This window comes from Arthrobacter sp. 001422645 (assembly GCF_059816125.1).
On record NZ_JCBANT010000007.1, the window covers coordinates 75,572 to 98,484 of the forward strand.

At 67.2% G+C, this 22,913-nt stretch carries 23 protein-coding genes, 1 tRNA gene and 1 riboswitch; of the genes, 14 read left to right on the forward strand and 10 right to left on the reverse strand.

Annotated features, from left to right (window positions below):
* Nucleotides 1-69: 69 nt before the first annotated feature.
* The 5 genes from AC6EUH_RS09385 to AC6EUH_RS09405 form a co-directional block, all read right to left on the reverse strand.
* The gene (locus AC6EUH_RS09385) at nt 70-732 is read right to left on the reverse strand and encodes a DUF4232 domain-containing protein (protein ID WP_499738458.1); all 663 of its coding nucleotides are present in this window, start codon (nt 730-732) and stop codon (nt 70-72) included.
* Nucleotides 733-833: 101 nt separating this feature from the next.
* Complete coding sequence (locus tag AC6EUH_RS09390) at nt 834-1,619, reverse strand: YcnI family copper-binding membrane protein (RefSeq protein ID WP_499738459.1); 786 nt, start codon at nt 1,617-1,619, stop codon at nt 834-836.
* 139 nt (nt 1,620-1,758) lie between these two features.
* Complete coding sequence (locus tag AC6EUH_RS09395; protein WP_499738460.1) at nt 1,759-2,400, reverse strand: hypothetical protein; 642 nt, start codon at nt 2,398-2,400, stop codon at nt 1,759-1,761.
* 551 nt (nt 2,401-2,951) lie between these two features.
* The gene (gene ppsA, locus AC6EUH_RS09400; RefSeq protein WP_499738461.1) at nt 2,952-5,345 is read right to left on the reverse strand and encodes a phosphoenolpyruvate synthase; all 2,394 of its coding nucleotides are present in this window, start codon (nt 5,343-5,345) and stop codon (nt 2,952-2,954) included.
* A gap of 149 nt (nt 5,346-5,494) precedes the next feature.
* Complete coding sequence (locus AC6EUH_RS09405; protein WP_499738462.1) at nt 5,495-6,313, reverse strand: pyruvate, water dikinase regulatory protein; 819 nt, start codon at nt 6,311-6,313, stop codon at nt 5,495-5,497.
* Nucleotides 6,314-6,408: 95 nt separating this feature from the next.
* Here AC6EUH_RS09405 and AC6EUH_RS09410 point away from each other — a divergent pair, with 95 nt between their 5' ends.
* The 3 genes from AC6EUH_RS09410 (at nt 6,409) to AC6EUH_RS09420 (ending at nt 9,075) form a co-directional block, all read left to right on the forward strand.
* Complete coding sequence (locus AC6EUH_RS09410) at nt 6,409-6,612, forward strand: hypothetical protein (RefSeq protein WP_056427442.1); 204 nt, start codon at nt 6,409-6,411, stop codon at nt 6,610-6,612.
* A 242-nt stretch (nt 6,613-6,854) separates the two neighbouring features.
* Complete coding sequence (locus AC6EUH_RS09415; protein ID WP_235500153.1) at nt 6,855-7,583, forward strand: GmrSD restriction endonuclease domain-containing protein; 729 nt, start codon at nt 6,855-6,857, stop codon at nt 7,581-7,583.
* Nucleotides 7,584-8,298: 715 nt separating this feature from the next.
* Nucleotides 8,299-9,075: a type 1 glutamine amidotransferase domain-containing protein gene (locus AC6EUH_RS09420; RefSeq protein ID WP_499738463.1), complete on the forward strand. Its 777-nt coding sequence runs from the start codon at nt 8,299-8,301 to the stop codon at nt 9,073-9,075.
* A gap of 118 nt (nt 9,076-9,193) precedes the next feature.
* On the opposite strand, the gene AC6EUH_RS09425 is transcribed toward AC6EUH_RS09420, so the two are convergent.
* Nucleotides 9,194-9,283: transfer RNA gene (locus AC6EUH_RS09425), tRNA-Ser, on the reverse strand.
* Between the two features lie 195 nt (nt 9,284-9,478).
* Here AC6EUH_RS09425 and AC6EUH_RS09430 point away from each other — a divergent pair.
* From AC6EUH_RS09430 to AC6EUH_RS09445, 4 genes are read left to right on the forward strand one after another with little or no spacing between them, the layout of a single operon-like run.
* The gene (locus AC6EUH_RS09430) at nt 9,479-10,528 is read left to right on the forward strand and encodes a zinc-dependent alcohol dehydrogenase (RefSeq protein WP_499738464.1); all 1,050 of its coding nucleotides are present in this window, start codon (nt 9,479-9,481) and stop codon (nt 10,526-10,528) included.
* 4 nt (nt 10,529-10,532) lie between these two features.
* Entirely contained in the window at nt 10,533-10,931 is a 399-nt protein-coding gene (locus AC6EUH_RS09435) for a 6-pyruvoyl trahydropterin synthase family protein (RefSeq protein WP_499738465.1), read from the forward strand.
* 7 nt (nt 10,932-10,938) lie between these two features.
* The gene (locus AC6EUH_RS09440) at nt 10,939-12,207 is read left to right on the forward strand and encodes a glycosyltransferase (RefSeq protein WP_499738466.1); all 1,269 of its coding nucleotides are present in this window, start codon (nt 10,939-10,941) and stop codon (nt 12,205-12,207) included.
* Between the two features lie 4 nt (nt 12,208-12,211).
* Nucleotides 12,212-13,468: a DNA glycosylase AlkZ-like family protein gene (locus AC6EUH_RS09445; RefSeq protein ID WP_499738467.1), complete on the forward strand. Its 1,257-nt coding sequence runs from the start codon at nt 12,212-12,214 to the stop codon at nt 13,466-13,468.
* Between the two features lie 47 nt (nt 13,469-13,515).
* On the opposite strand, the gene AC6EUH_RS09450 is transcribed toward AC6EUH_RS09445, so the two are convergent.
* Nucleotides 13,516-14,019, reverse strand: a complete 504-nt coding sequence (locus tag AC6EUH_RS09450) for a nucleoside deaminase (protein WP_056427339.1) — start codon at nt 14,017-14,019, stop codon at nt 13,516-13,518.
* A gap of 85 nt (nt 14,020-14,104) precedes the next feature.
* Here AC6EUH_RS09450 and AC6EUH_RS09455 point away from each other — a divergent pair, with 85 nt between their 5' ends.
* From AC6EUH_RS09455 to AC6EUH_RS09465, 3 genes are all read left to right on the forward strand, one after another.
* The gene (locus AC6EUH_RS09455) at nt 14,105-14,947 is read left to right on the forward strand and encodes a phosphatase PAP2 family protein (protein WP_056427335.1); all 843 of its coding nucleotides are present in this window, start codon (nt 14,105-14,107) and stop codon (nt 14,945-14,947) included.
* A 12-nt stretch (nt 14,948-14,959) separates the two neighbouring features.
* Nucleotides 14,960-15,595: a uracil phosphoribosyltransferase gene (gene upp, locus AC6EUH_RS09460; RefSeq protein ID WP_056427332.1), complete on the forward strand. Its 636-nt coding sequence runs from the start codon at nt 14,960-14,962 to the stop codon at nt 15,593-15,595.
* A 92-nt stretch (nt 15,596-15,687) separates the two neighbouring features.
* Nucleotides 15,688-16,065 (forward strand): VOC family protein, encoded by a 378-nt coding sequence (locus AC6EUH_RS09465; protein WP_056427329.1) that lies wholly within the window; start codon nt 15,688-15,690, stop codon nt 16,063-16,065.
* Between the two features lie 18 nt (nt 16,066-16,083).
* On the opposite strand, the gene AC6EUH_RS09470 is transcribed toward AC6EUH_RS09465, so the two are convergent.
* The 3 genes from AC6EUH_RS09470 to AC6EUH_RS09480 all read right to left on the reverse strand — a co-directional run bounded on the left by AC6EUH_RS09470 (nt 16,084) and on the right by AC6EUH_RS09480 (nt 19,494).
* Nucleotides 16,084-16,857, reverse strand: coding sequence for an aggregation-promoting factor C-terminal-like domain-containing protein (locus tag AC6EUH_RS09470; protein WP_499738468.1), 774 nt, complete (start codon nt 16,855-16,857; stop codon nt 16,084-16,086).
* Between the two features lies 1 nt (nt 16,858).
* Nucleotides 16,859-17,017: riboswitch (cyclic di-AMP (ydaO/yuaA leader) on the reverse strand.
* A gap of 143 nt (nt 17,018-17,160) precedes the next feature.
* Nucleotides 17,161-18,750, reverse strand: a complete 1,590-nt coding sequence (locus AC6EUH_RS09475; RefSeq protein WP_499738469.1) for a sensor histidine kinase — start codon at nt 18,748-18,750, stop codon at nt 17,161-17,163.
* A 3-nt stretch (nt 18,751-18,753) separates the two neighbouring features.
* Nucleotides 18,754-19,494: a response regulator transcription factor gene (locus tag AC6EUH_RS09480; RefSeq protein ID WP_056427321.1), complete on the reverse strand. Its 741-nt coding sequence runs from the start codon at nt 19,492-19,494 to the stop codon at nt 18,754-18,756.
* 624 nt (nt 19,495-20,118) lie between these two features.
* Here AC6EUH_RS09480 and AC6EUH_RS09485 point away from each other — a divergent pair.
* From AC6EUH_RS09485 to AC6EUH_RS09500, 4 genes are all read left to right on the forward strand, one after another.
* Nucleotides 20,119-20,982 (forward strand): winged helix-turn-helix domain-containing protein, encoded by an 864-nt coding sequence (locus AC6EUH_RS09485; RefSeq protein ID WP_056427319.1) that lies wholly within the window; start codon nt 20,119-20,121, stop codon nt 20,980-20,982.
* Between the two features lie 365 nt (nt 20,983-21,347).
* On the forward strand, nt 21,348-21,551 hold the full coding sequence (locus tag AC6EUH_RS09490; RefSeq protein WP_024366200.1) for a dodecin family protein: 204 nt from the start codon (nt 21,348-21,350) through the stop codon (nt 21,549-21,551).
* Nucleotides 21,552-21,606: 55 nt separating this feature from the next.
* Nucleotides 21,607-22,134: a SixA phosphatase family protein gene (locus tag AC6EUH_RS09495; protein WP_056427316.1), complete on the forward strand. Its 528-nt coding sequence runs from the start codon at nt 21,607-21,609 to the stop codon at nt 22,132-22,134.
* A 152-nt stretch (nt 22,135-22,286) separates the two neighbouring features.
* Nucleotides 22,287-22,865, forward strand: a complete 579-nt coding sequence (locus AC6EUH_RS09500) for a hypothetical protein (protein ID WP_499738470.1) — start codon at nt 22,287-22,289, stop codon at nt 22,863-22,865.
* Nucleotides 22,866-22,913 lie beyond the last annotated feature (48 nt).

Genomic DNA, 22,913 nt, shown 5'->3' on the forward strand with positions numbered 1-22,913 from the left:
CGAGGTGAGACTTTACGCCCATGACCCGGACGGGCATGGGCGCAAAGTCTCACCTCGGCGAGAGAAAAGCTACTTGGCTTCGAAAGCGCTGATGGTCAGCAGCGTCGGGCCGGCGTTGCTGCAGGCGCTCCGCGGCTGGGCGACGAAGAGCGACGCGGTGTCCTCCGGCGGGTAGATACGCAGGCCGGCGGCCGGAGTCACGTTGCAGTCCGGGTAGTTGGCGGCCTGGGTGTAGCGCAGCGTGGCGGCGCCGGCCTGGCCCGGCGCGAGCACGACGGCGGCGGCGGGTGTGGACTCGTCGCGGGCCGCCGCGGCGCCGATCGGGGCGCCGTTGGCGTTCGCGGTGAGGGAGACGCCGGCAAAGCCCTTCAGCAGGCAGGGTCCGGTGCCGGAGTTCGTCAGGATCAGCTTCATGTAGACGCTGCCGGCCGCGCCGCCGCCGGTGGAATCGACGGTGGGCGTCAGCCCGGCGGCCTTGCACAGGGCGGGGCCGGCAGGCACGGACGTCGCCGGTGCGGCGGACGAGGATCCGGGGGTGGCGGTGCCCGTGGCTGCGGCGGAGGCAGCGGGCGCGCTGGCGCCGGGGGCGCTGCTGGAGCTGGCGGGGGAGGACTCCGGGGTGCTGGATGTCTGGGACTGCGCAGTGCCGGCCCCGCACCCGGCGAGGAAGAGCGCTGCCGCGGCTGCCGCCGTCGTAAATGCCAGTCTGGTGTTGAATCGCTGAGCCATCATGGCACCACCTTCATGCCCGGCGCGGCCTGAGTCAACGACGCCACGACGGCCGTACCCGATTGATGCCCGGATTGTGATTTCCGGGCATCAACCGAGGTCAGCTACTCCTTGGGTGCCGAGCCTGGTGCCGGGGCGCGGACCGGAACGGGCTTGTTGCTCCGGCTGCGGGCCAGGGCGAGGCCGCCGAGGGCAAGGCCGCCGACGCCGGCCACCAGCCCCGCCCAGCTCCGGGCCTCGGCGCCGTCGTTACTCACCGCGGCGGCCTGGACCGTCTCCGGTGTGGAGTCCGACGCGCTGGCGGCATGGGCTCCGTGGCCGTCCGCCTCCGTGTCCGCCGCGGTGACCGTCACGGACGGCGCCGGCGCCTTCAGCGAGTGCGGATCCTGCCCTTCGGCAGGCAGCTGCGACCAGTCAGTCTGCCCGACTTCGCAGTTCTGCAGCGTGGGGAAATACAGAATCTTCCCCGCAACGTCCGGCAACTTCACCGAAAGCACCAGGGCGTCGCGGAGGGCCGGTTCCAGTGGCGCCTTGGCGGTGTACACGATCTTGCTGGTCCGCTTGGTGATGGAAGTGCCGTCCGCGAGTTTCTTGGGTGCGGCCAGTTGTTCGGTGACCTTCTGGGCCGTCCAGTTCGGGTTGACCGTGGGCTGGGCATCGTTGAGCTCGGCGGGCAGCGTGATGGTCACCTTCGTGGTGCCGGACTCCTCGCAGCCGTGCGGGATCCCGAAGGTCAGCAGTGCGTAGGAGTTCGCCGTGGTCTTGTCCGGGGTGACGCCGACGTGCGCCGAGGCGCCCGACATACCAGCGAGCATCAGAGCCGCGGTTCCACCGGCCACGGCTGTGGCAGTGAGGGTACGGCGCAGAACGGGAATGGACGAAGTCTTCATGGGGGTGCCTTTCAGGCGCGCGCTGCCTAGAGGCAGCGCAAGGAAATGGGAGGCCGGCGCGGCGGGGATGCTGATGATCCGGGGCCGATGTTGTGGCCCGGATGTCTAGGCAAAGACGCGGCCGTGGCCGGTAATAGGGTCAGGAAGATACGACGACGGCGGGCGGCCCGCGGCGGCAATCGCGCCGGAGGTTCCGCCAGGGCAGCGGAACGGAGTCTGCCGGCCAGCCGATGACCGCCGCCGGTGCCGCCACGGCAACAGGTGCTGCCGGGACCGGGAGCCTGAGCAGCGGACGGAGCCAGGCCGCGAGGGCCCACAGGGCCGCCTCGCCCCTGGCGAGGAGAAGGGCGCAGAGAAGCGTTGCCAGGACGTGGCCGGCAAGCATCAGCAGGGACAGCGACGAAAGTTGTGAATCCAGGCCGGACACCGCGAACTCGCCGGCGCCGCCGACCGGCAGGGAAGCCGGTTCCAGGTGGTGCGGCGCCGGACTTGCCGCCGGTTCCGACGCGGCTCCAGGCGCCGGGCCGCTGAAAACAGTGAGGGCGTTGTGCAGGACCAGTTGCCCTGCGCCCAGCAGCCCCGCCATCGCCGGGAAGTTCAGCTTCAGCCGGGTGGCCGTGGTGGACGCCAGCGCGGTCAGCGCCAGCAGGGCCAGCAGGATGCCGGGGGAGGGGAGCCGGCCGCCGGCGAGGGTGTGCGCTCCGGCGGCGAGGGACAGCACGGTAAGTGCCACCATGGCCGAGCGCAGGGCGTGGAATGGTGCTCTGGCGGCTGTGCGCACAGAACCCTCCCTTCACCGGCGGCTGCCATGGTCGCTCCCGCGGGCAGTAGCGCCTGCGGGCTGTCCCCCGATTCTACCGGCCGGGCTTCGAAAAACCTCGGGCGGGTGTGGCCGGTGCGCGGATGACGTCAGTCAGTTTCGGGTCCCCGGCAAAAATGGCAGTCGTCCGCGCACAGTTCCTCCACGGTCAGCTCCTCAAGTGGGTCGCCGATATGTCTGTCTGTCCAAAGTCCGGAGGCGCCGTTGGCCCGGTCCTGCTGCAAAGTCACGTGGTGTCCTGAACGTCATTGGTGCGGAACGCTGATGGAACTTAGCTAACCCTGTGCGCGGGCCGCCCCTCAATGGAACAACGGACGGCAGCAACTGCTCGCCGTTGTGCAGGCGTCCAACGTAGGCAGGCGTCCAACGTGGCCAGACGTCCACGGAATGTCGGGGGGCCAGGCTCAACGGCAGAGAGGGAACCCCGGTCCGTGGACCGGGGTTCCCTCTCGACGTGAGTTCAGCTCACGGTCTCAGTTCACTGTGTTAGATCACGGTGTCAGTTCACCGTGTCAGTTCACCGGGGCGGCGGCAGCCGCGCCGGCGAGGCGCAGCCAGGTGTCCACCACCGTGTCGGGGTTCAGCGAGACGGAGTCGATGCCTTCGTCCACCAGCCACTCGGCGAAGTCCGCGTGGTCGCTGGGTCCCTGGCCGCAGATGCCCACGTACTTGCCGCGCGCCTTGCAGGCCTTGATGGCCATGCTCAGGAGCTTCTTGACGGCGGGGTTCCGTTCATCGAAGCTGCCCGCGACGATGGCGGAATCCCGGTCCAGGCCCAGGGTCAGCTGGGTCATGTCGTTGGAGCCGATCGAGAAGCCGTCGAAGTGGTCCAGGAACTCGTCGGCCAGCAGCGCGTTGGACGGCAGTTCGCACATCATGATGACCTCAAGGCCGTTTTCGCCGCGGCGCAGGCCGTTCTCGGCGAGGAGGTCGATGACGCCGCTGGCCTCGTCCAGGGTGCGCACGAACGGGATCATCAGCTTGACGTTGGTCAGGCCCATCTCGTTGCGGACGAAGGACAGCGCCTCACATTCCAGGTCGAAGCAGTCCCGGAAGGACGGCTCGAGGTACCGTGAGGCGCCGCGGAAGCCGATCATGGGGTTCTCTTCGTGCGGTTCGTAGGCGGGTCCGCCGATGAGGTTGGCGTATTCGTTGGACTTGAAGTCGGACATCCGCACAATGACCGGCTCCGGCGCGAACGCCGCGGCGATGGTCGCCACCCCTTCGGCCAGGCGCTTGATGTAGTAGTCGCGCGGGCTGTCGTAGGCGGCGATCCGCTCCCGGACTTCCGCGATGACGTCCGCCGGCTGCTCGTCCAGGTTCAGCAGCGCCTTGGGGTGGATGCCGATCTGGCGGTTGATGATGAATTCCAGCCGGGCCAGGCCCACGCCGTGGTTGGGCAGCTGCGCGAACGTAAAAGCCTGCTCGGGGGTGCCGACGTTCATCATGACCTTGACCGGGGCCTCGGGCAGCTGTGTGATCTCGGTTTCCTCGACCACGAAGTCCAGGAGTCCCTCGTAAATCACGCCGGTCTCGCCGTCGGCACAGGAGACGGTCACATCGAGGCCGTCGGACAGCACGTCGGTGGCGGCGCCGGTGCCGACGACGGCGGGGATGCCCAGTTCCCGGGCGATGATCGCCGCGTGGCAGGTGCGTCCGCCGCGGTTGGTCACAATGGCGGAGGCGCGCTTCATGATCGGTTCCCAGTCGGGGTCGGTCATGTCGGCGACCAGGACATCGCCGGTCTTGAAGGCGGCCATCTGGTCGATCGACGTGAGGATGCGGACGCTGCCGGCGCCGATGCGCTGGCCGATCGCGCGGCCCTCGACCAGGACCCGGCCGGTCCCGTTCAGGCGGAAGCGGCTCAGGCTGCCGGAGGCCCGGCGGGACTGCACGGTTTCCGGGCGTGCCTGCAGGATGTACAGGCCGCCGTCGACGCCGTCCTTGCCCCACTCGATGTCCATCGGGCGGCCGTAGTGGTTTTCGATGGCGACGGCGTGGCGGGCGAGCTGCTCGACGTCGTCGTCCGTGAGGCTGAAGCGGTTCCGCAGCGAGGCCTCGACCGGGACGAAGTCAATGGTGTGGCCCACTTCGCGGTTGCTTGTGTACGTCATCTGGAGCGCCTTCTCGCCCAGCCCGCGCTTGAGGATCGCCGGGCGGCCTGCCTCCAGGGCCGGCTTGTAGACGTAGAACTCGTCCGGGTTGACGGCGCCCTGGACCACGGCCTCCCCGAGTCCGTAGGAGGAGGTGACGAAGACGGCGTCCTGGAACCCGGATTCGGTGTCCATCGTGAACATCACACCGGACGCGCCGACGTCGGAACGCACCATGCGCTGGACGCCCGCCGAGAGGGCCACTTCGGCGTGCTCGAACTTGTGGTGCACCCGGTAGGCGATGGCCCGGTCGTTATAAAGGGACGCGAAGACATCCTTGATGGCCTGCAGGATGTTCTCGATGCCGCGGACATTCAGGAAGGTTTCCTGCTGTCCGGCGAAGGAGGCATCCGGGAGGTCTTCTGCCGTCGCGCTGGAGCGGACGGCCCAGGAGAGGTCCTCGGAGCCGCCGTGCTTGTCCACCAGTGTCTGGTAGGAGGAACGGATCTGCGCTTCAAAGTCCGGCAGGAAAGGTGTCTCGCGCATCAGCGCCCGGATTTCCTGGCCGGCTGCCGCCAGGGCGGTCACGTCGTCGGTATCCAGTCCGACCAGCCGGTCGGCGATCTTCTGGTCCAGGCCCGAGTCGGCCAGGAAGCTGCGGTAGGCGTCGGCTGTTGTGGCGAAGCCGTCCGGAACCTGGACGCCGGCAGACGTCAGGTTCTGCACCATCTCGCCGAGGGAGGCGTTCTTTCCGCCCACCCGGTCCAGGTCCTTGAGGCCGAGTTCTGAGAACCACAGGATGTCTGTCGTCATGGTTACTGCTCCTTTGCAGATGATGGCATGCGGTATCGCCGCCCCGCGCGGGGCGTTCGCCGGTTGAGGGCGCAATTCCTGTCCACAGTGACAGGTCTCCGCCGGTGTTTCCACCTGATGTGGTCCACGCAACACTTGTGAAGCGGCACCTAATGCTTCAGGTTCATCTTCTGGAGGATGGTGGCGGCCATTTCCTCCACGGAGACGCTGGCCGAATTGAGGTACGGAATCCCGTGGGACACGTACAGCCGCTCGGCGCTGCGCAGCTCGAAGCCGCACTGTCGGAGGGACGCGTAGGGCGAGCCGCGGCGGCGTTCGGTGCGCACCTGGCTGAGGCGCAGGGGATTGGTGGTGAGGCCGAAACACTTTGAGATGAACGGCCGCAACGGTTTGGGGAGACCCTCGCGTTCAAAGTCCTCGTCCACCAGCGGGAAGTTCGCGGCGAAGATGCCGTGCTGCAGCGCCAGGTACATCGTGGTGGGCGTTTTGCCGCAGCGGGACGGGGCCACCAGGATGACCTGGGCCTTTTCGAGCGCGCGGAGGCTCTGGCCGTCGTCGTGCTCCATGGCGTATTCGACGGCGGCCATCCGGGACTGGTAGCGGGCGGCGTTGCCCAGTCCGTGCGCACGGCCCGGTTCCCCGCTGGACTGGGTGCCCAGGGCGCGCTCCAGCTGCCCGACGTGGGGCCCGATGAGGTCCACGATGATCCCCTGGCAGGTTCCCAGGGTCTGGCGGATGTCCGCGCCGACGGCCGTGGAGAACACGATCGGCTGCAAGCCGGTGGAAGCCGTGTCGTCGATCACCTTAACGACAGCCCGGGCCTGTTCGACGGTGGTGATGAAGGGTACCGTGATGCGGTCGAACTCGTTCGCGGGGAACTGCGTCAGCAGGGTGTTGCCGAGCGTTTCTGCGGTGATGCCCGTACTGTCCGAAAGGAAGTAAACCGGGCGGGGAGCGTCATTGGTCATGAACGCATTGTGCCCCAGAGCGGGCCGCGGTGTTGTTGAATGACGCTCCGGGCGCCGGGGAGTAGGGTGTGTCTCACGTCACCAAGGGAGCCCCAATGAGCTACAAATTTCGAACCGTCAAGGTTCGCGGCACGGACCTGGTCGGAACCATTGCCCGCAAGCATGGGAGCCCGGCCGAAATTTACGAGACCTCGAAGGACCCCAGCACATCCGTGGTGCCCGTGTATTTCCAGGAAACCGGCGAGGTGCGCTTCTTCGACCGCTCGGTGCTGGAGGATGTGGTGAGTCCGGCGGGGTGAGGCTCCTCTGAAACAGCCACAAATTACGGAAGTCAGGCAGGGGCCCTGTAGAAGCCCCTTTTTAAAGCAGCGGAGTTCACGCAGAATTCCTGCCGCTTCAATACCGTATGCCGCCCAGGGGCGCGGCGCAGGCGGTAATTAGCGGGTTTCCTCTCAATTGCGCGGCGATTTGGTTTTGCTGTGGCACTATTACCTTCGCGCCTGGATGAGGCGCCACTTTCTTTGAGTTTTATGGGGGAATCATGAAGGTCCGTCAGATCAACTATGTCCGCGTCAAGGCGCTGCTGGCACTGAAGTCAGCAAAACCGTTCGTTAGCCTGGCGCGGACGGCCGGTGTAACCGGTGTGGTCGCAGGGCTTCTGCTCACAAGTCTTTCGGTTCCGGCCGAGGCGGCGACTGTGTACAAGGCGCCCCTGCGCACCGCCGTTCGCGCGCTTGCGGTCTCCGCTGAGGTCAACACGGGGTTCGACCGGGACCGTCAATTCGGCGATTGGAAGGACACCAACCGTGACTGCCAGAACACGCGGCACGAGGTCCTGATCCAGGAAGCCCGCGCCGCCCTGTCCTACACCACCAGCCGCCGGTGCACGGTGAGCAGGGGACGCTGGGTGACCTCGTGGGACAACCGAATCCACACGTCCGCGTCGACGCTCCAGATCGACCACACCGTTCCGGTCCATGAGGCGTGGGGCTCCGGAGCAAGGTACTGGACCCAGGCGCGGCGCGTGGCCTTCTACAACGACATGGGCGACGCCCGCACCCTCAGTGCCCAGACCTCTGCACTGAACTCGTCCAAGCAGGCGAGGGGTCCCGAAGCCTGGATGCCGCCGGCGAATCGCTGCGCCTACATCGGACAGTGGGTCGCGGTGAAGATCCGCTGGGGCCTCCGCGTGGACAGCGCGGAGAAGGCGGCGCTCATCCGCTACGCAAACTCCTGCCCCAACGTCATGCTGACCGTCACCCGGGCCTAGGGGCCGAGACAGGACGCTGACCCTAAAGGACGAATACTCAAAGAACCCCTGTCAGCCCAAATGGCTGACGGGGTTCTTTATAGCGAATGGATTCAGGTTTGGTTCGCCCGGCAGCGGGCACAGATTGAGGGAATCTCGAAGGCGCGGCCCGGAATGACCACAGTAAGGCCAATTTTTCAAGTCAAATGAAGGCTATTGCCCGTCAAGGCCAGGGCACTTACCCTTACGTTGGGATCTGGCCCGGGCATCTTTCTGGGGAGAGACCATTTCGGTGTTCCGATCGAGCCGGATTCCGCAAAGGCTGGCTCCATGGTCTCAAAACGATGGAGCCAGCTTGCGGAACTATTCCGGCCTGGCGCGGCCTTTCAGGGGACTCACCTAAGCAGGACTGCACCATTCCAAGCCGTGCTGTAGCCGGGTGCTGTTGGGGCACTGGGGGTCGCTGCACTTGGCCGGGACTGTTATAAATTGCTTCGCCCGATCGCCCAACGATATGGATTCGACTTTTCGGTTGATTGTGTTGGCACCGCAGTGATCGCACGTCCATGCTCCTGGCATTTTTCCCCCGGTTTTGATGAGAGGCAGCTGCCCCGGATTGAAAGCTTAGGGTGGCAATGCCTGCGAGGGAATGGCTGGAAACCGGTGATCCAATAAAACTGCAGAACCCCCATGCGGGCCTGGGCGTACGGTGGACGTTAGACGAAAGGAACACTTCATGAAGAAAATCCTCATGGTACTGACCAGCGTTTCCGAGATCGGCGATACCGGAGAGAAGACCGGCTACAACGTAGCCGAAGCTGCACATCCGTGGAAGGTCTTCAAGGATTCCGGGCATATCGTCGACTTCGCGTCCATCCAAGGCGGGCAGCCCCCGCGCGACGAGGTGGACTCAGAAGATCCTATCCAGGTCGCCTTCACGGAGGACGAGACCACCCGCGCCGGCCTCTACAACACTGCCCGCGTCGACGTCGTCGATCCCGAACAGTACGACGCCGTCTTCCTCGTGGGCGGCCACGGCACCATGTGGGACTTCCCGGACAGCAAGGGCCTGCAGAACCTCGTAGCCAGCGTCTACAACGCCGGCGGCTTGGTGGGCGCGGTCTGCCACGGGCCGGCCGGCCTCATACACGTGGAATTGGAGAACGGGTTCCGCCTCGTCGAGGGCCGGAAGGTGGCTGCCTTCACCAACGACGAGGAGGTTGCCGCAGGAAAGGACAAAGTCATCCCGTTCTTTTTGGCAGACCGACTTGAGGAACAGGGCGCCACCCACGTCTCCGCTGACGTCTTTGAGGAGAAAGTCGTGGTTGACGAGCGGCTGGTGACCGGCCAGAACCCGGCCTCAGCCGCCGGCGTGGCCAAGGAGATGGAGAAGCTCTTCGCACAGGTAATCCACCAGGAAAAAGCTGAGGAACAGCACGAGACGGAGGCTCTGCGTGCCGAAAAGGACGCGGAGAAGAACGCCAAGAAGGCTGCCGCAGAAGCGGAGCACTAACACCAACAAACACCGTCCAACGCATCGCCGACCTGCTGCGTTACCGCAGGACCCTTTCGGGGCAAAAGCAAAAGGCCCTGCTTCCCTTTGTTTACAGGGGAAGCAGGGCCTTTCTCATTGGCGGTGACGGTGGGATTTGAACCCACGTTGGCTTTTACACCAAACAACATTTCGAGTGTTGCACCTTCGGCCGCTCGGACACGTCACCAACCTGACTAGGGTACCGGAGCAAAGCGCTCATCCACAAAACGGCGGCCCCGCGGCCCGCGGACGCAGCCACCGAAGCCCGCGAACGCAGCCCGCCGCGGACAGCAGGCGGCCCGCAGCAAACCGCGACCGGCGGCGCGCCCGGGCCGCCGGCACTTCCGCGCACCTGCGGCGGGGGACTAGATTCATAAGCAAGATGAGTACTTCAGGCCAGCTACCACCACAGCACACCACCGCCACCGCATATTGGACCGTCGGCCCCGAGAAAGGGGAGCTCCGGCGCGAGCACCTGCCGGCCCCCGGCCCCGGGGAAGCACTCGTCCGCACCCTGTTCTCCGGGATCAGCAAGGGCACCGAACTGGTGGTTCACAACGCCCGCGTCCCGGAATGCGTGGCGGAGGAAATGGCTGCGCCGAACCAGGAAGGCTCGTTCCCGTCCCCGGTGAAATTCGGCTACCTCTCCGTCGGCGTCGTCGAGGACGGCCCGGCTGACTGGCTTGGAAAAAAGGTCTTCTGCCTGTACCCGCACCAGGACCGCTACGTCGTCCCGGTGGAGTCGCTCACGGTGGTTCCGGAGGACGTTCCCGCCCGCCGCGCCGTGCTGACCGGCACCGTGGAGACCGCGATCAACGGGGTCTGGGAGGCCGGGCCCCGCCTGGGCGACCGCGTCGCCGTGATCGGTGCCGGCCTGGTCGGCGGCATGGTGGCCAAGCTCCTGGCCGGCTTCCCGCTCGGACGGCTGCAGCTGGTGGACGTCGACCCCGCCAAGCGGTCATTCGCCGAAGCACTCGGCGTCGAGTTCAGCCACCCCGACGACGCCCTGCCGGACTGCGACATCGTCATCCACTGCTCCGCCTCGGAGGCAGGCCTGGAGCGGGCCCTGCAGCTCGCCGGCGACGACGGCGACGTCATCGAAATGTCCTGGTACGCCGACCGCCGGGTCACCGTGCCGCTGGGGGAGGACTTCCACGCCCGACGGCTCTCAATCCGCGCCAGCCAGGTGGGCGTCGTGGCCCGGGCCCGCCGCCACCGCCGCACCAACGCCGACCGGCTCCGGCTCGCCGTCTCGCTGCTCAGCGATCCCGGGTTCGACGTGTTCCTCACTGGATCCTCCGCCCTCGACGAGCTGCCCGACGTCGTCCAGCAGCTCTCCGACGGCACGCTGGACGCGCTCTGCCATGTCATTGAATACCCCGTCATCGACTACCCCGCCACCGAATCCGCCACAACAGAAGGCCCGAGGTAACTACGTGTTCAGCCTGACCGTCCGCCGCAACTTCATGATCGCCCACAGCCTCCCGCGCCCGGCGTTCGGCCCCGCCCAGGGCATGCACGGCGCCACCTTCGTCACAGAGGTGACCTTCCGCCGCCGGACCCTCAACGAGGACTCGATCGTCCTGGACATCGGCGAGGCAGGTGACGTGCTGGATTCGATCCTCGAAGGCCTGAACTACAAGAACCTGGACGAGCACCCGGACTTCGCCGGCAGGCTCAGCACCACCGAAGCGCTGGCCCAGTACGTGGCCGACGCCGTGGCGGCCAAGATCCGCTCCGGCGCCGACGGCCAGGAGCTGGCCGGACTGGACGTCACCCTGCGCGAAACCCCCGACGCCTGGGCCAGCTACTCGCTCGACTTCGAAGCCAGCTAGGACTCCGGTGCCGGCCAGGCAGACGGCCCAGCCCGGCGGCCTCCGGCTCCGGCTCGTGGTGCCCCGCAACGTGCGCCACAACTCCGGCGGCAACGTCTACAACGCCGCCCTCGCCCGGGAGCTTGCGGCACTGGGCGTGGAGGTGGAGACTTGCCCGGTCGACGGCGGCTGGCCGGTCGGCAGCGCGGCGGACCGGAAGCGGCTGGCCGCGCTGCTGTGCGACGACGGCGGAACCGCAGATAGTGCGGTTGGCGCCGCCAGGAATTCCGACGCCGGGCACGCCGTCACGCTTGTTGACGGGCTCCTCGCCTGCGGAGCGCCCGACGAGATGGAAGCAGCCGCGGCCGCCGGCCGGCCGGCCTGGATCCTGCTGCACATGCCGCTGGACGACTCCGGCTTGAACGAAGCCGGGCTGGAACGCCGGGCGCTGCGGGCGGCGGCCGGGGTGATCTGCACCAGCACTTCGGCCGCGGCCGGGATCCGGGCCAGGCACGGGCTGGACGGCATCCGGGTTGCCCTGCCCGGGACTGACGCCGCCGCACTGGCCGCCGGATCTGAGCCGCCGCATTTCCTGGCCGTCGCCGCCCTGCTGCCGAACAAGGACCAGGCGCTGCTCCTCGCCGCGTTGGCAGCACTGACGGACCTGCCGTGGTCGGCGTCGCTGGCAGGTTCCGACGCCGCGGACCCGGCCTATGCCGCGCGGCTCCGGGACACCGTTGGCCGGCTGGGCCTGCGGGACCGCATCCGGATCCCGGGGGAGCTGCGGGGCGGGGAACTCGAGGCGGAATGGGCCGCGGCGGACCTCAGCCTGCTCATCTCGCGGGCCGAGACCTTCGGACTCGTGGTCACGGAGTCGATTGCGCGGGGTGTCCCCGTGGTGGTCCGGGCCGGCACCGGTGCCGTGGAAGCCCTCGCGGCCGGCACACCCGGTCCAACCCCCGCATCGACTCCAGCGCCAACACCCGCGGCGGCGGACGCACCAACCCCCGCGCCGGCGGACAATTCAGCAGCCCTGCCGGGCACCGCCGTCGCCCTCGGCACAGACCCGGCTCCCCTCGCGGAGGCGCTGCGGCGCTGGCTGTCCGACCCCGGGGTCCGTACCCGCTGGCGGGCCGCCGCGCTGGATGCCCGGGACCGGCTGCCCGGCTGGGACGCCACAGCCCGGACCGTGCTGGCAGCCGTGACCCCGGACCACCCGGCCGGCCAGCCGGCAACCGCGCCGGAGGAAATCCGGCGGCGGAACATTCCCCTGCCGCACCACACGGGTGGACAATGACCTAATGACGCCCCAGCCCCTGACCACGCAGCCCCTGACAGCGAACGCGCCGCCGGCCCGGACGCTCACCCGGGAGCGGCTCCGCGCCTGGGCCTGGCACAAGCAGGGCCTGGACGGCTCCCTGGCCGGCTGCACCCCGGAGCAGGTCTTCGCCCGGGCCGGCTGGGCGCGCTCCGTCGGCGGTGCCAACCCCTACCTCACGCTCTTCGCCCGCGCCGGCATCCGCCGCGAACGGGTGGACGCCGACGTTTTGGCGCACCGGATCCTGGAAATTCCGACGGCGCGCGGCTGCACCTACGTCCTGGGCCGGGACGACTTCGCCTGGGCGTTGCAGCTCGGACAGGACGCCGCCGAGGCCGCCGTCAAAGTGGTCGGCAGGCTCGGTGTGGACCGCGGCGAAATCGCGCTGCTGGAGGAGCAGGTGTTGCACACCCTCGCCGAGGCCGCAGTCCCGCTGGACCCCCGCCAGCTCAAGGACGAACTCGGCGAATCAGTCCGAAACCTCGGCGAGGAAGGCAAGAAAAAGGGTGCCACCACCACGCTGCCCACGGCCCTCGGCATCCTGCAGTCGCAGGGCAGGATCCGCCGGGTCCCGGCCAATGGGCGCCTGGACCAGCAGCGCTACGCCTACGGACTCTGGAACCTGCCCCCGAGTCCGCTCGACGCCGACGAAGCCCGCACCGAGCTGATCCGCCGCTACCTGGGCTGGACCGGCGGCGCCACGTTCAAGCAATCGCAGTGGTTCACGGCGTTTACGGTGGCCCAGAGCAAGGCGGCGCTGGCCGCGGCCGGCGCGGTCGAGGTTCCCACCGCCGCCGGGGAGACGCTGTGGATGCTGCCCGACGACGTCGAACAACTCGCCGCGTTCGAGGAACCGGCCGGCGAGCAGATCCAACTGCTCGCCGGAACGGACTCCCTCGCGTTGCTGCGGCGCAACGCCGCCGAACTGCTGGGCGACGAGGACCAGCACATCAAGGCGCTGGGCTCGCTGGCGCTCCAGGCGGATCTGCCGGACCACCCCATCATCGACCGGGGACGGATCATCGGGCTGTGGCAGTACGATCCGGGCACGGAACGGATCGTGCCCTGGCTGTTCCACGGGCCGACTGACGCTGTGACCAGGCGGATCGCCGAAGTCGAGGACTGGATCCGCGAGGACCTTGGCGACTTCCGCGCCTTCAGCCTCGACTCACCGGCCACCCGGCAGAAGCGGATCGACGGCCTGGCGGCAGCCGCAGCAGGTACCGCCACCGGCAGATAGCTCGGCGGGAACACCGCCGGCAAGACGCGATGGCAGGGGTTCAGGGTTCAGGTGCCGCGATGCCCGGCAAAGAAATCCCGCAGGAGCGTCGCGCACTCCTGCTCCCGGATCCCGCCATACACTTCCACCCAGTGGTTGAGCCGGCGCTCGCGGAGGACATCGAACACGGAGCCCGCGGCCCCGGCCTTCTCGTCCCACGCGCCAAACACCACCCGCGGAATCCGGGCCAGCACCACGGCCCCGGCACACATGGCGCAGGGTTCCAGCGTCACCACCAGGGTGCAGTCCTCCAGGCGCCAACCGTCACCTGCGCTGCCGCCCTGGGCACTGAGTTCGCGCAGCCGCGCCGCAGCGGCGCGGATGGCCACCATCTCAGCGTGCGCCGTCGGATCCCCGAGCGCTTCCCGCTCGTTGCGCCCGGCGCCGAGCACGGCGCCGTCGGGACCAATGACGACGGCGCCGATCGGCACGTCGGCCGTCGCCAGCGCGGCACGCGCCTCGGCGAGGGCCAAGCCCATCCATTCGGCATGCCGCGGCTCGGGGGAAGTCATGGCTCAATGATAGTTTCGAACACTAAGCAAGCTGTGCAGCACGGCTGCCCGGCAACCATACCGGCAACGACATTCGGGAGTAACCGTGAACACCGGGACAGAGAGCTGGTTGACGCAGCGTTGGGGCAAATGGGTGGTGCCCTACGCGGCGCTGTGGATCACGATGCTCATCGGCGGCGCAGTGGTGCTGGCCCTGGCGCTGGTGAGCGCCGAGGTCTATGACAACGTCGTGGACGACGCCGGCCTGGCGAACCTGGACAAGCCCACCCTGGGGATGATGGAGCAGCTGCGCAGCCCCGGCCTTGATGCGTTTGTCACGGGGTTCACCAACATCGGCGGCGGGATCGGGATGCCCATCCTGGCCAGTATCCTCACGGCGTGGCTCATCTGGGCCGGCCGGACCTGGCGGCCGCTGATCCTCATCGGCGGTGCTGCCGCCGTCTCCGTGACAGCGACTGCCGTGGGCAAGAAACTGATCGGCCGGACCCGCCCGGACCACGCCGACGCCGTGCCCCCCTACGAAACCTCGCCATCCTTCCCGAGCGGCCACACGCTCAACACGACCGTGGTGATCGGGCTGGTGGTGTACCTCGCCTGCCTGCAGATCAAGCGCACCTTGGCCCGGGTCAGCCTCATAGCGGCGGGGGCGGTGTTCATCTTCGCGATGGGCATGAGCCGGGTCTATCTGGGCCACCACTGGATGACCGATGTGATCATTGGATGGGTGCTGGGACTGGCCTGGGTCGGGATAGTGATCCTGGCCCACCGGCTCTTCCACGTCCTGCGGCACCGGGAACAGGCCGGACCCGCACCGACTTTTGACAACGAGGTCCACCTGCGCGACGGCGCCGCCGGCAGCAGCGCTCCGGGGCGCAAGGACGACGTCGGCGCCCGCGGTCCCACGGGCGGGCCTCCAGCCGCCGGGTGATAGTTTTGACCCATGCGCACTTTCGTTGTGGACCACCCGCTGGTCGCCCATAAGCTCACCGTTCTGCGGGACAAGAACACTCCGTCCCCGGTCTTCCGCCAGCTCACCGAGGAGCTCGTCACGCTCCTGGCGTACGAGGCCACCCGCGAAGTCCGCACCGAACCGGTCACCATCGAGACGCCGGTCAGCACCACCATTGGCACCGCGTTCACCAAACCCACCCCGCTGGTGGTCCCCATTTTGCGGGCCGGGCTCGGCATGCTCGAGGGCATGACCAAGCTGGTCCCCACCGCCGAGGTCGGCTTCCTGGGCATGGCCCGCGACGAAGAGACCCTGGACATCATTACGTATGCCGAGCGTCTCCCCGAGGATCTCACCGACCGTCAGATCTTCGTCCTGGACCCCATGCTCGCCACCGGCGGCACACTGCGCGAGGCCATCAAGTTCCTCTTTAAGCGCGGCGCCTCGGACGTCACCTGCATCTGCCTGCTCGCCGCCCCGGAGGGCCTGGCGAAGCTGGAAGAAGAACTCGCGGACGCCAACGTGACGATTGTGCTCGCCTCGATCGACGAGAAACTCAACGAGAAGTCCTACATCGTCCCGGGCCTGGGCGACGCCGGCGACCGCCTCTACGGAGTGGCCGGGTAACCAGCTTCTGGTCGTGGAACCGGCCCGCGGCGGGTGTCGCGGGCCCGGGGTTGCCCTACCGGAAACCGCCGTCCGGGACTAGCCTGTGCCCCATGGACTGGAAACTCGAACTTGTGTTTGTCCCTGTGTCCGATGTGGACCGCGCCAAGGACTTCTACGTCAACAAGGTGGGCTTCAACCCCGACTTTGACGAGCGTCCCATGGACGGCATCCGTTTCGTCCAGCTGACCCCGCCGGGCTCCGCGTGTTCGATCGCGATTGGTGAAGGCCTCTCCGATGCCCCGCCCGGCACTGCCCCAAGCCTGCAGCTGGTAGTCAGCGACATTCAGGCCGCCCACCGGCAGCTCAAGGACAACGGCGTGGATGTCAGCGACGTTGACGTCCAGGACTGGGGTCACTTTGTCTACTTCGCCGATCCCGACGGCAACAAATGGGCTGTGCAGTACATTCCCCACCGCCCGAACGGCTAAGCCGGCTGGGGCGGGTGTTTAGTACCAGTTGTGGGCGTAGTGGAAGTTCAGGGCCTCGCACGGGGAGCCGTAGCGGTCCTTGACGTACGTCAGGCCCCAATTGATCTGGGTCCGGTAGTTGGTCCGGTAATCAGCGCCCGCGCTGGCCATCTTTTCGGCCGGCAGGGACTGGACCACACCGTAGGCTCCGCTGGTCGGGTTGGTTGCAGTTGTCTTCCAGTCCGATTCCTTGGTCCAGAGCTTCTGCAGGCACTGCATCTGGCTGGGGGCCCAGCCATAGGAGCCCAGCTTGCTGGCCGCGTAGGCCTGCGCGCCGGCCGGATCATTGACGGCCACAGGGGCAGGCTTCTTCACAGGCTTCGGTGCGGGCTTCTTCACAGGCTTTGGCGCAGGCTTCGGCGCGGCCTTCGGAGCGGGTGCCGCGGCCTTGGCGGGCTTTGCCGCGGGGGACTTGGCCGCCACAGCGCCGGTTGTGGGCACCTGGTTATCGGCCCGGACGCGTTCAAAATCGAGCGGCGTCAGGGGATTTGCCGTGGTGGGTGCCTTCGTGGAGCTGCTCGCGGTGGCGTGGCGGGCGGATGTCTCGGCGGCCTGGCCGGCGGCGCCGACCCCGACCAGCACCGCGCAGGCGGCGGCAACAACGGCCGTCCGGCGGCCGGTGACGCCGAAGTTTCGGGCAAACCGGGACAGGGCCGAAGCGGGCTTGGCCGGTTCGGCGCGGTGACGCGACGGCTCGGAGCGGGTGTTCCTTGCATCGCCGTCACGGCGCGTTTGTGCCTTGAAGTCAGTCATGAGTGCCTCTCAACGCCTGCGGAGTTAGCTGTCGGGTTCGGATGAGGACATCCGGCCGCACGGAATCTCACGTGTCGGCTTCACCCCAAGGGTGCATGATGCAGAAAATGCCCGGGAACTCTGGGTCCCCCGCCTCTGCCTCGTCCAGCGGTATCCGGGAGGCGGCAGAGTTTGGCGTGCATCCGGATATGCGGCTCCAGTGATGGCCGCACCCTAAAAACCGTACAGGACCTGCGCCGAGAAGTCACATTTGGGTAACGGAAATCACGACGGCGGTGAGGCGGCTTGCGCTGCGTGGCTTGCTCAGGCCTGCGCCGTAGGCGCGGGGAGCCGCACCGTGAACTCCGTCCGGCCCGGGACGGATGTCACGCCCACAGTCCCGCCGTGGGCGTTAATAATCGACTGCACAATCGACAGTCCCAGCCCGCTGGTTCCCTCAGCGGACGCGGCGGAAGCGGTGGTCGCAGTCGCGGCCGCAGCGGAGGAAGTGGCCGCCAGCCGCGGCGGGCGGAGCGGCAGGTGCGGCACGGGCTGCCGGGTGCGTGACGGCGTCGTGACGGCCGCCGGATTCTTGCGGGCGGCGTCCGCCCGGGTGAAACGCCCAAAGACGCGGCCCACGAATTCGGGGGCGATCCCGGGGCCGTTGTCCGTCACTGTCACCACGGCACTTCCGTCGGGCGCGCGCTGCACCCCGGTCGCCACGGTCGTGCCCGGGCCCGTGTGCTTACGGGCGTTGGAGAGGAGATTAGCCAGCACCTGGTGGAGCTGGGTCGCGTCCCCGCGGACCACCACAGGCTCTTCGGGAAGCTCCAACTGCCAGACCCGGTCCGGGGCCATCACTTTCTCGTCGCTGACCGTCTCGACGGCCAGCTGGGTGAGGTCTACGTCGCTGATTTTGAGCGGCTGGCCCTCATCCAGCCGGGCGAGGAGGAGCAGGTCCTCCACCAGGGTGGTCATCCGCTCGGACTGGCTCTGCACGCGGGCCAGGGACTTTTCGCCGTCGGGCGTGAAATGTTCGGTCATCCGCATCAGCTCGGTATACCCGCGGATGGCGGTCAGCGGTGTGCGCAACTCGTGGGATGCATCCGCCACGAACTGGCGGACCTTCATCTCAGTCTCCTGCCGGGCTTCCAGCGCGTTCGAGACGTTGTCCAGCATCAGATTCAGGGCGTGACCGACGCTGCCCACCTCGGTTCCCGGATGGGCGGCTGAGGCCGGCACCCGGACGGCCAGTCCCACTTCACCGGCGTCGAGCGGGAGGCGCGAGACTTGCGTGGCAACCTCGGATAGCTGATCGAGCGGCTTCATAGTCCGGCGGATCAGCGCCGTCCCGGCCAGGCCGATCACCACGAGGCCGCCGGCGGACACGATCACCGTGGTCCAGACGAGGGAGGCCAGCGTGTTTTGCTTTTCTGACAGCGGCAGCCCGGTCACGATCACGTCGCCGTCGGGAGCCTCCGCGGCGACCAGCCGGTACGCGCCGGAGGACAGCATGTGGTCCTCCGGCGCGCTCCGCGGGGTGAGCTCAAGGAGGACCTCGTCGTCGTCGTCGGTGAGCGACTCGCGGGTGCCGTCCTCCGCGAGGAACCCGGCGCTGCGGACCGAGTCGTCATCGATCCTGGCGTTCAGGGTGCCGATACGTGCTTCAAGGGGGTCCGCGCGGCCGCCTGCGCGGCCAAAATCGCGGGCACGGGCGGATGCCTGCGCCAGCTGGTTGTCGAGCTGCCTGGTCAGGAAGAAGTCCATCGAGGCGTAGCTGACGATGCCAATCGCTCCGCAGATCGCCACGAGCAGGGCCATGGCGACGAGGACAAGCCGGGTGCGCAGGTGCCACGTGGACGGATCACGCCAGTTGAGCCCGGTGGGGCGGACAGTGCCGGAGCGTTCAGGCACGGATCAGTCCGCCGGTTTCAGGACATAGCCTGCGCCGCGCACGGTGTGGATCATAGGCGGGTGGCTGGCATCGACCTTCTTGCGGAGGTAGGAGATATAGAGCTCCACGATGTTGGCCTGCCCGCCGAAATCGTAGTCCCAGACCCGGTCCAGGATTTGGGCTTTGCTCACCACGCGTTTCGGGTTCTCCATGAGGTAGCGCAGCAGCTCGAACTGGGTGGCCGTGAGGTGCAGCTCGTCGCCTGCGCGCCGCACCTCCCTGGTGTCGATGTTCAGGACGAGGTCCCCGACCACCAGTTCGGCGGTATCCATGGCGGCCACTCCGGAACGCTGCACCAGACGGTGCAGCCGCAGCAGCACTTCCTCCATGCTGAACGGTTTGGTCACGTAATCGTCCCCGCCCGCGGCCAGCCCGGTGATACGGTCCTGGACGTCGTCCTTGGCCGTCAGGAACAGGGCCGGCACCTCCGGCGCGAAGGCGCGGATCCTGCCAAGCAGCTCAACGCCGTCGAAGCCGGGAATCATCACGTCGAGCACTAGCACGTCGGGGCGGAATTCCTTGGCCAGCTTCACTGCTTCGGGCCCGTCGGCGGCGACGGCCACTGACCAGCCCGCCATGCGCAGGCCCATGCTCATGAGCTCGGAGAGGCTGGGTTCATCGTCCACGACCAGGGCGCGGATGGGGGAGCCATCCGGATGGGAGAGCTGGGGGAGATTGTTGGTCATGGAGTGCGAGGTGGCCATGGGACAACTCTCCGATCTGCCGGTTAGGCGCGGCTTTGGGGATACTGTGCGGCACCTGTGAATCCCAGCCTAGCGAGCTGGACATCCCCGGAACCGCAGGCCCGGCCCCGATTTTCCGGAATCCGAGGTGACCACTCTGTGGGACGGCGGGGAGCCGAAACTAAGCAGGCGAACCGTTTCGCAGTTTTGGCTTACAGTGAATCATTTTGAGGAAGCGGCGATCGCTTCCGAAGAATCTTCGGCCAGGACCCGCAAAAGGACCCCGTCATACAAAACAACTGTTATTTTATCGACGGGGCAGAATTGTGATCTGCGCTACAATTCCCGGCTTCGTCTCATATGGTGGACTTTCGGGTCCATTGTTACTTGCAAGTTTTCATTGTTACGTTGCACACTTCATTTGTGAACAAGAACTCAACAGCACCTGCAGCCGCAGTTTTTTGGACCTGCGCACCCGCCGGTACTGAGAAGCACTGTTGTCGAATGCACGCCTAACTTTTACACCCCAAAGGTTTCTAGGCATTCGCCCCCAGCCCAGCGTAGGGCGTCCCTCCCCAGTTTCATTGCGGGGAAAAGTAGCATTCGAGCCGCGATGACGGCCATTCACATTGAGGTAAGCAATCCATGTCAGTTGCATCCGGATACGTCCACATCTCCGTCCGAAACGCCAGCAAAGCCGGCCAGGCCTCCGGTATCCGCCAGGGCTTTGGCGGCCGGGCGTCCCTCGCTCCCGCCGGATCCGGCAACAGCTACCCCGCCCCGGGCTACGCGCCGCAGGGATACAACCCCAACTCCTATGGGCAGCTCCGCGCCGTTCCCCCGGCGCCCGCCACGGCCCCGACGCCCGTGATTGCCCCGGGTGACGGCACCACCGTCCGTCCCGTCCCGACCGACAATGTCGCCCGGGGTTTTGTGCTCTACATGGGGATCGACGAGGAAACCGCCCAGGCTGCCGGGACCTCCATCGCCAAGCTGGCCCAGGAGATCCGGGCCTACGCGCAGACCCTGGTTTCCGGCGCCGAAAGCTACGCCGCCGTCGCCGTCGCCCCGGCCAGCGCCCCGGGTTCCGCGCTCGACGTCGTCCGTTCCACCTTCGGTGACCCCACCGTGGGAGCCCGCCAGCGGTCCGAGACGGCCCGGCTGCAGCAGCCGCAGGACCCGCGCCCTTCCGGTGTGCTGATTGACCTCGCCCGCCGCGAGGTGGCGCTCGACGGCGAATCCCTGAACCTCACGTTCAAGGAGTTTGAGCTCCTCAACTACCTGGTGGAGAACGGCACCCGCACCGTGGGCCGCGACGAGCTCCTCGAAGGCCTGTGGCGGAACGCCGAAGAGGTTCCCAACGAGCGGACCATCGACGTCCACATCCGCCGCCTGCGTTCCAAGCTCGGCAGGCTCGCCAACACCGTGCGTACCGTGCGCGGCCAGGGCTACCGCTTCTACGAGCACCCGGAAGTTGTCGTCTGGGCCGCTCCGGAATACTCGATCTAGCTTCTAGCCCACGCAAAGCGTCCGTTCCTTAACTGGGGCGGGCGCTTTCGCTTTCGCGGCACGATCCCTCGGAGCCTGCCTCACCGCGCGCGCGACGGCGGCATTTTGCCGTGCCTTAGACACCTCCCTCGTTCCTCGGTCGGCGATGCGGCACTACGCAAAACGCCGCTGTCGCGCGTCCGTCGCCTGCCGCAGTCATCCGATTCCCTTTGCGACGCACCGCCGCCGCGTTGGAGTGCGGGCGGGTTTCGTGGGCTGGCTGACGGGTAGTGGCCTCCGCGGCTGTTGGGTGGCGGTTTGACTCTGTTGCGTTCCTTGGGTCCGGCGTAGTCTCGGATCGTTGGGACGACTACTGGGAGGAAGACATGTCTGTTGCACGGATTACTACCCTGAGCGCGAATTCCAAGACCTCGTTTGATGCCGCCATTAAGGAGGGCGTCGACAGGGCCAACAAGACCCTGCGCAATGTCACGGGGGCGTGGGTGAAGGAACAGAAGGTTGAAATCAGCGACGGCGCGGTGGTTGCCTGGCACGTGGTGCTGGAAGTGACCTTCGTCCTTGACGACTGATCGACCGCTGGCGGGATGCGCGCCCGGGGACCAACCGCCGCACTAGGATTGAGCCATGAGCGCGCATCACATCAAACGGCTGGTGATCATGCGCCATGCCAAGTCGGACTGGCCCGGCGGGGTTGCGGACCACGACCGGCCGCTCGAAGAGCGCGGCCACCGTGACGCCCCGCAGGCCGGAAAATGGCTGCTGAAACATGGCATGGTCCCCGATTTCATCCTCTGCTCCAGCGCCCTGCGCACACGGCAGACGTGCACTTGGGTGTGCAACGAACTCGGCGACAAAGCGCCGACGCCGAAGCTCGAAGAGGGGCTCTATGCGGCCTCGGCGTCCCGGATGCTGAAGGTCATCAACCACGTCCCGGATACCGTGACCACCCTCATGGTGATCTCGCACATGCCCGGCGTGCAGGACCTCGCCATGCACCTTGCCTCCCGGGACTCGGACCACGACGCCTACATGGACGCCGCCACGCGGTACCCCACCAGCGCACTCACCGTCATGGAGACGGAAAAGACCTGGGCCGAACTGGACGGTCAGGACGCGAGGCTCACGCATTTCAAGGTTCCCCGGGGCAAATAGCGCTCCGGCGCTCCGGCACGGCCGGTTGCGCCTTCCGATCTCCCGATGCATCGTCGCGATCTCCCGATGCATAGTCATGCAGGAGAATCTGCGGTTTACTGATGCTGTTTACTCGTGGACTTATGGCGATCGAGAGAAAAGGCGGAATCATCGTGGATTCAGGACAGCTTATCGGGATCATCATCGGCGTCGTTGTGGTGCTCGCGATCATCGCGGCGGTGACCATGGTCAGCCGCAAGCGCAAGGTGGAAGCGGACCGCACCAAAGCAGTCGAAATGCGTGAACAGGCCAAGGCCGAGGAGATCGGCGCGAGGGAGCGCGAGGCGCAGGCTGCCCGCGCCGAAGCCGACGCGAAGCAGGCGGAAGTCGATGCCGAGCGGCTGCGGATGGAAGCCCGCGGACGGCAGCAGGAAGCCGAGCAGGTCCGGTCCGGTGTGCAGGACCAGCTGCGGAAGGCTGACGAGCTGGACCCTGATGTTGTCACCACCGAGCGCGCCGCCCACGGAGAGCAGATGCCCCGGGACGCCGCAGGCAACGGGGAGCTCCGCCGCGACCGCAGCGACCGGAACCCTGCAGCCAGCGGGCAGACCACCCATCCCGACGACGAACAGGTTCCCGGCAGCCCGGCGCACACCGAGCCGGCCTCCGATGCCCAGGTCCCCGATGAGCAAGCCCGTAACGAGCAGGTCCGCACCGATGAACCCCGCGGCGACCAGCCCCGCAACCTCTGACCGCTCATCCGCAGGCTAATCCCCGGCACGCAGGCCCGGTTGGTCGGC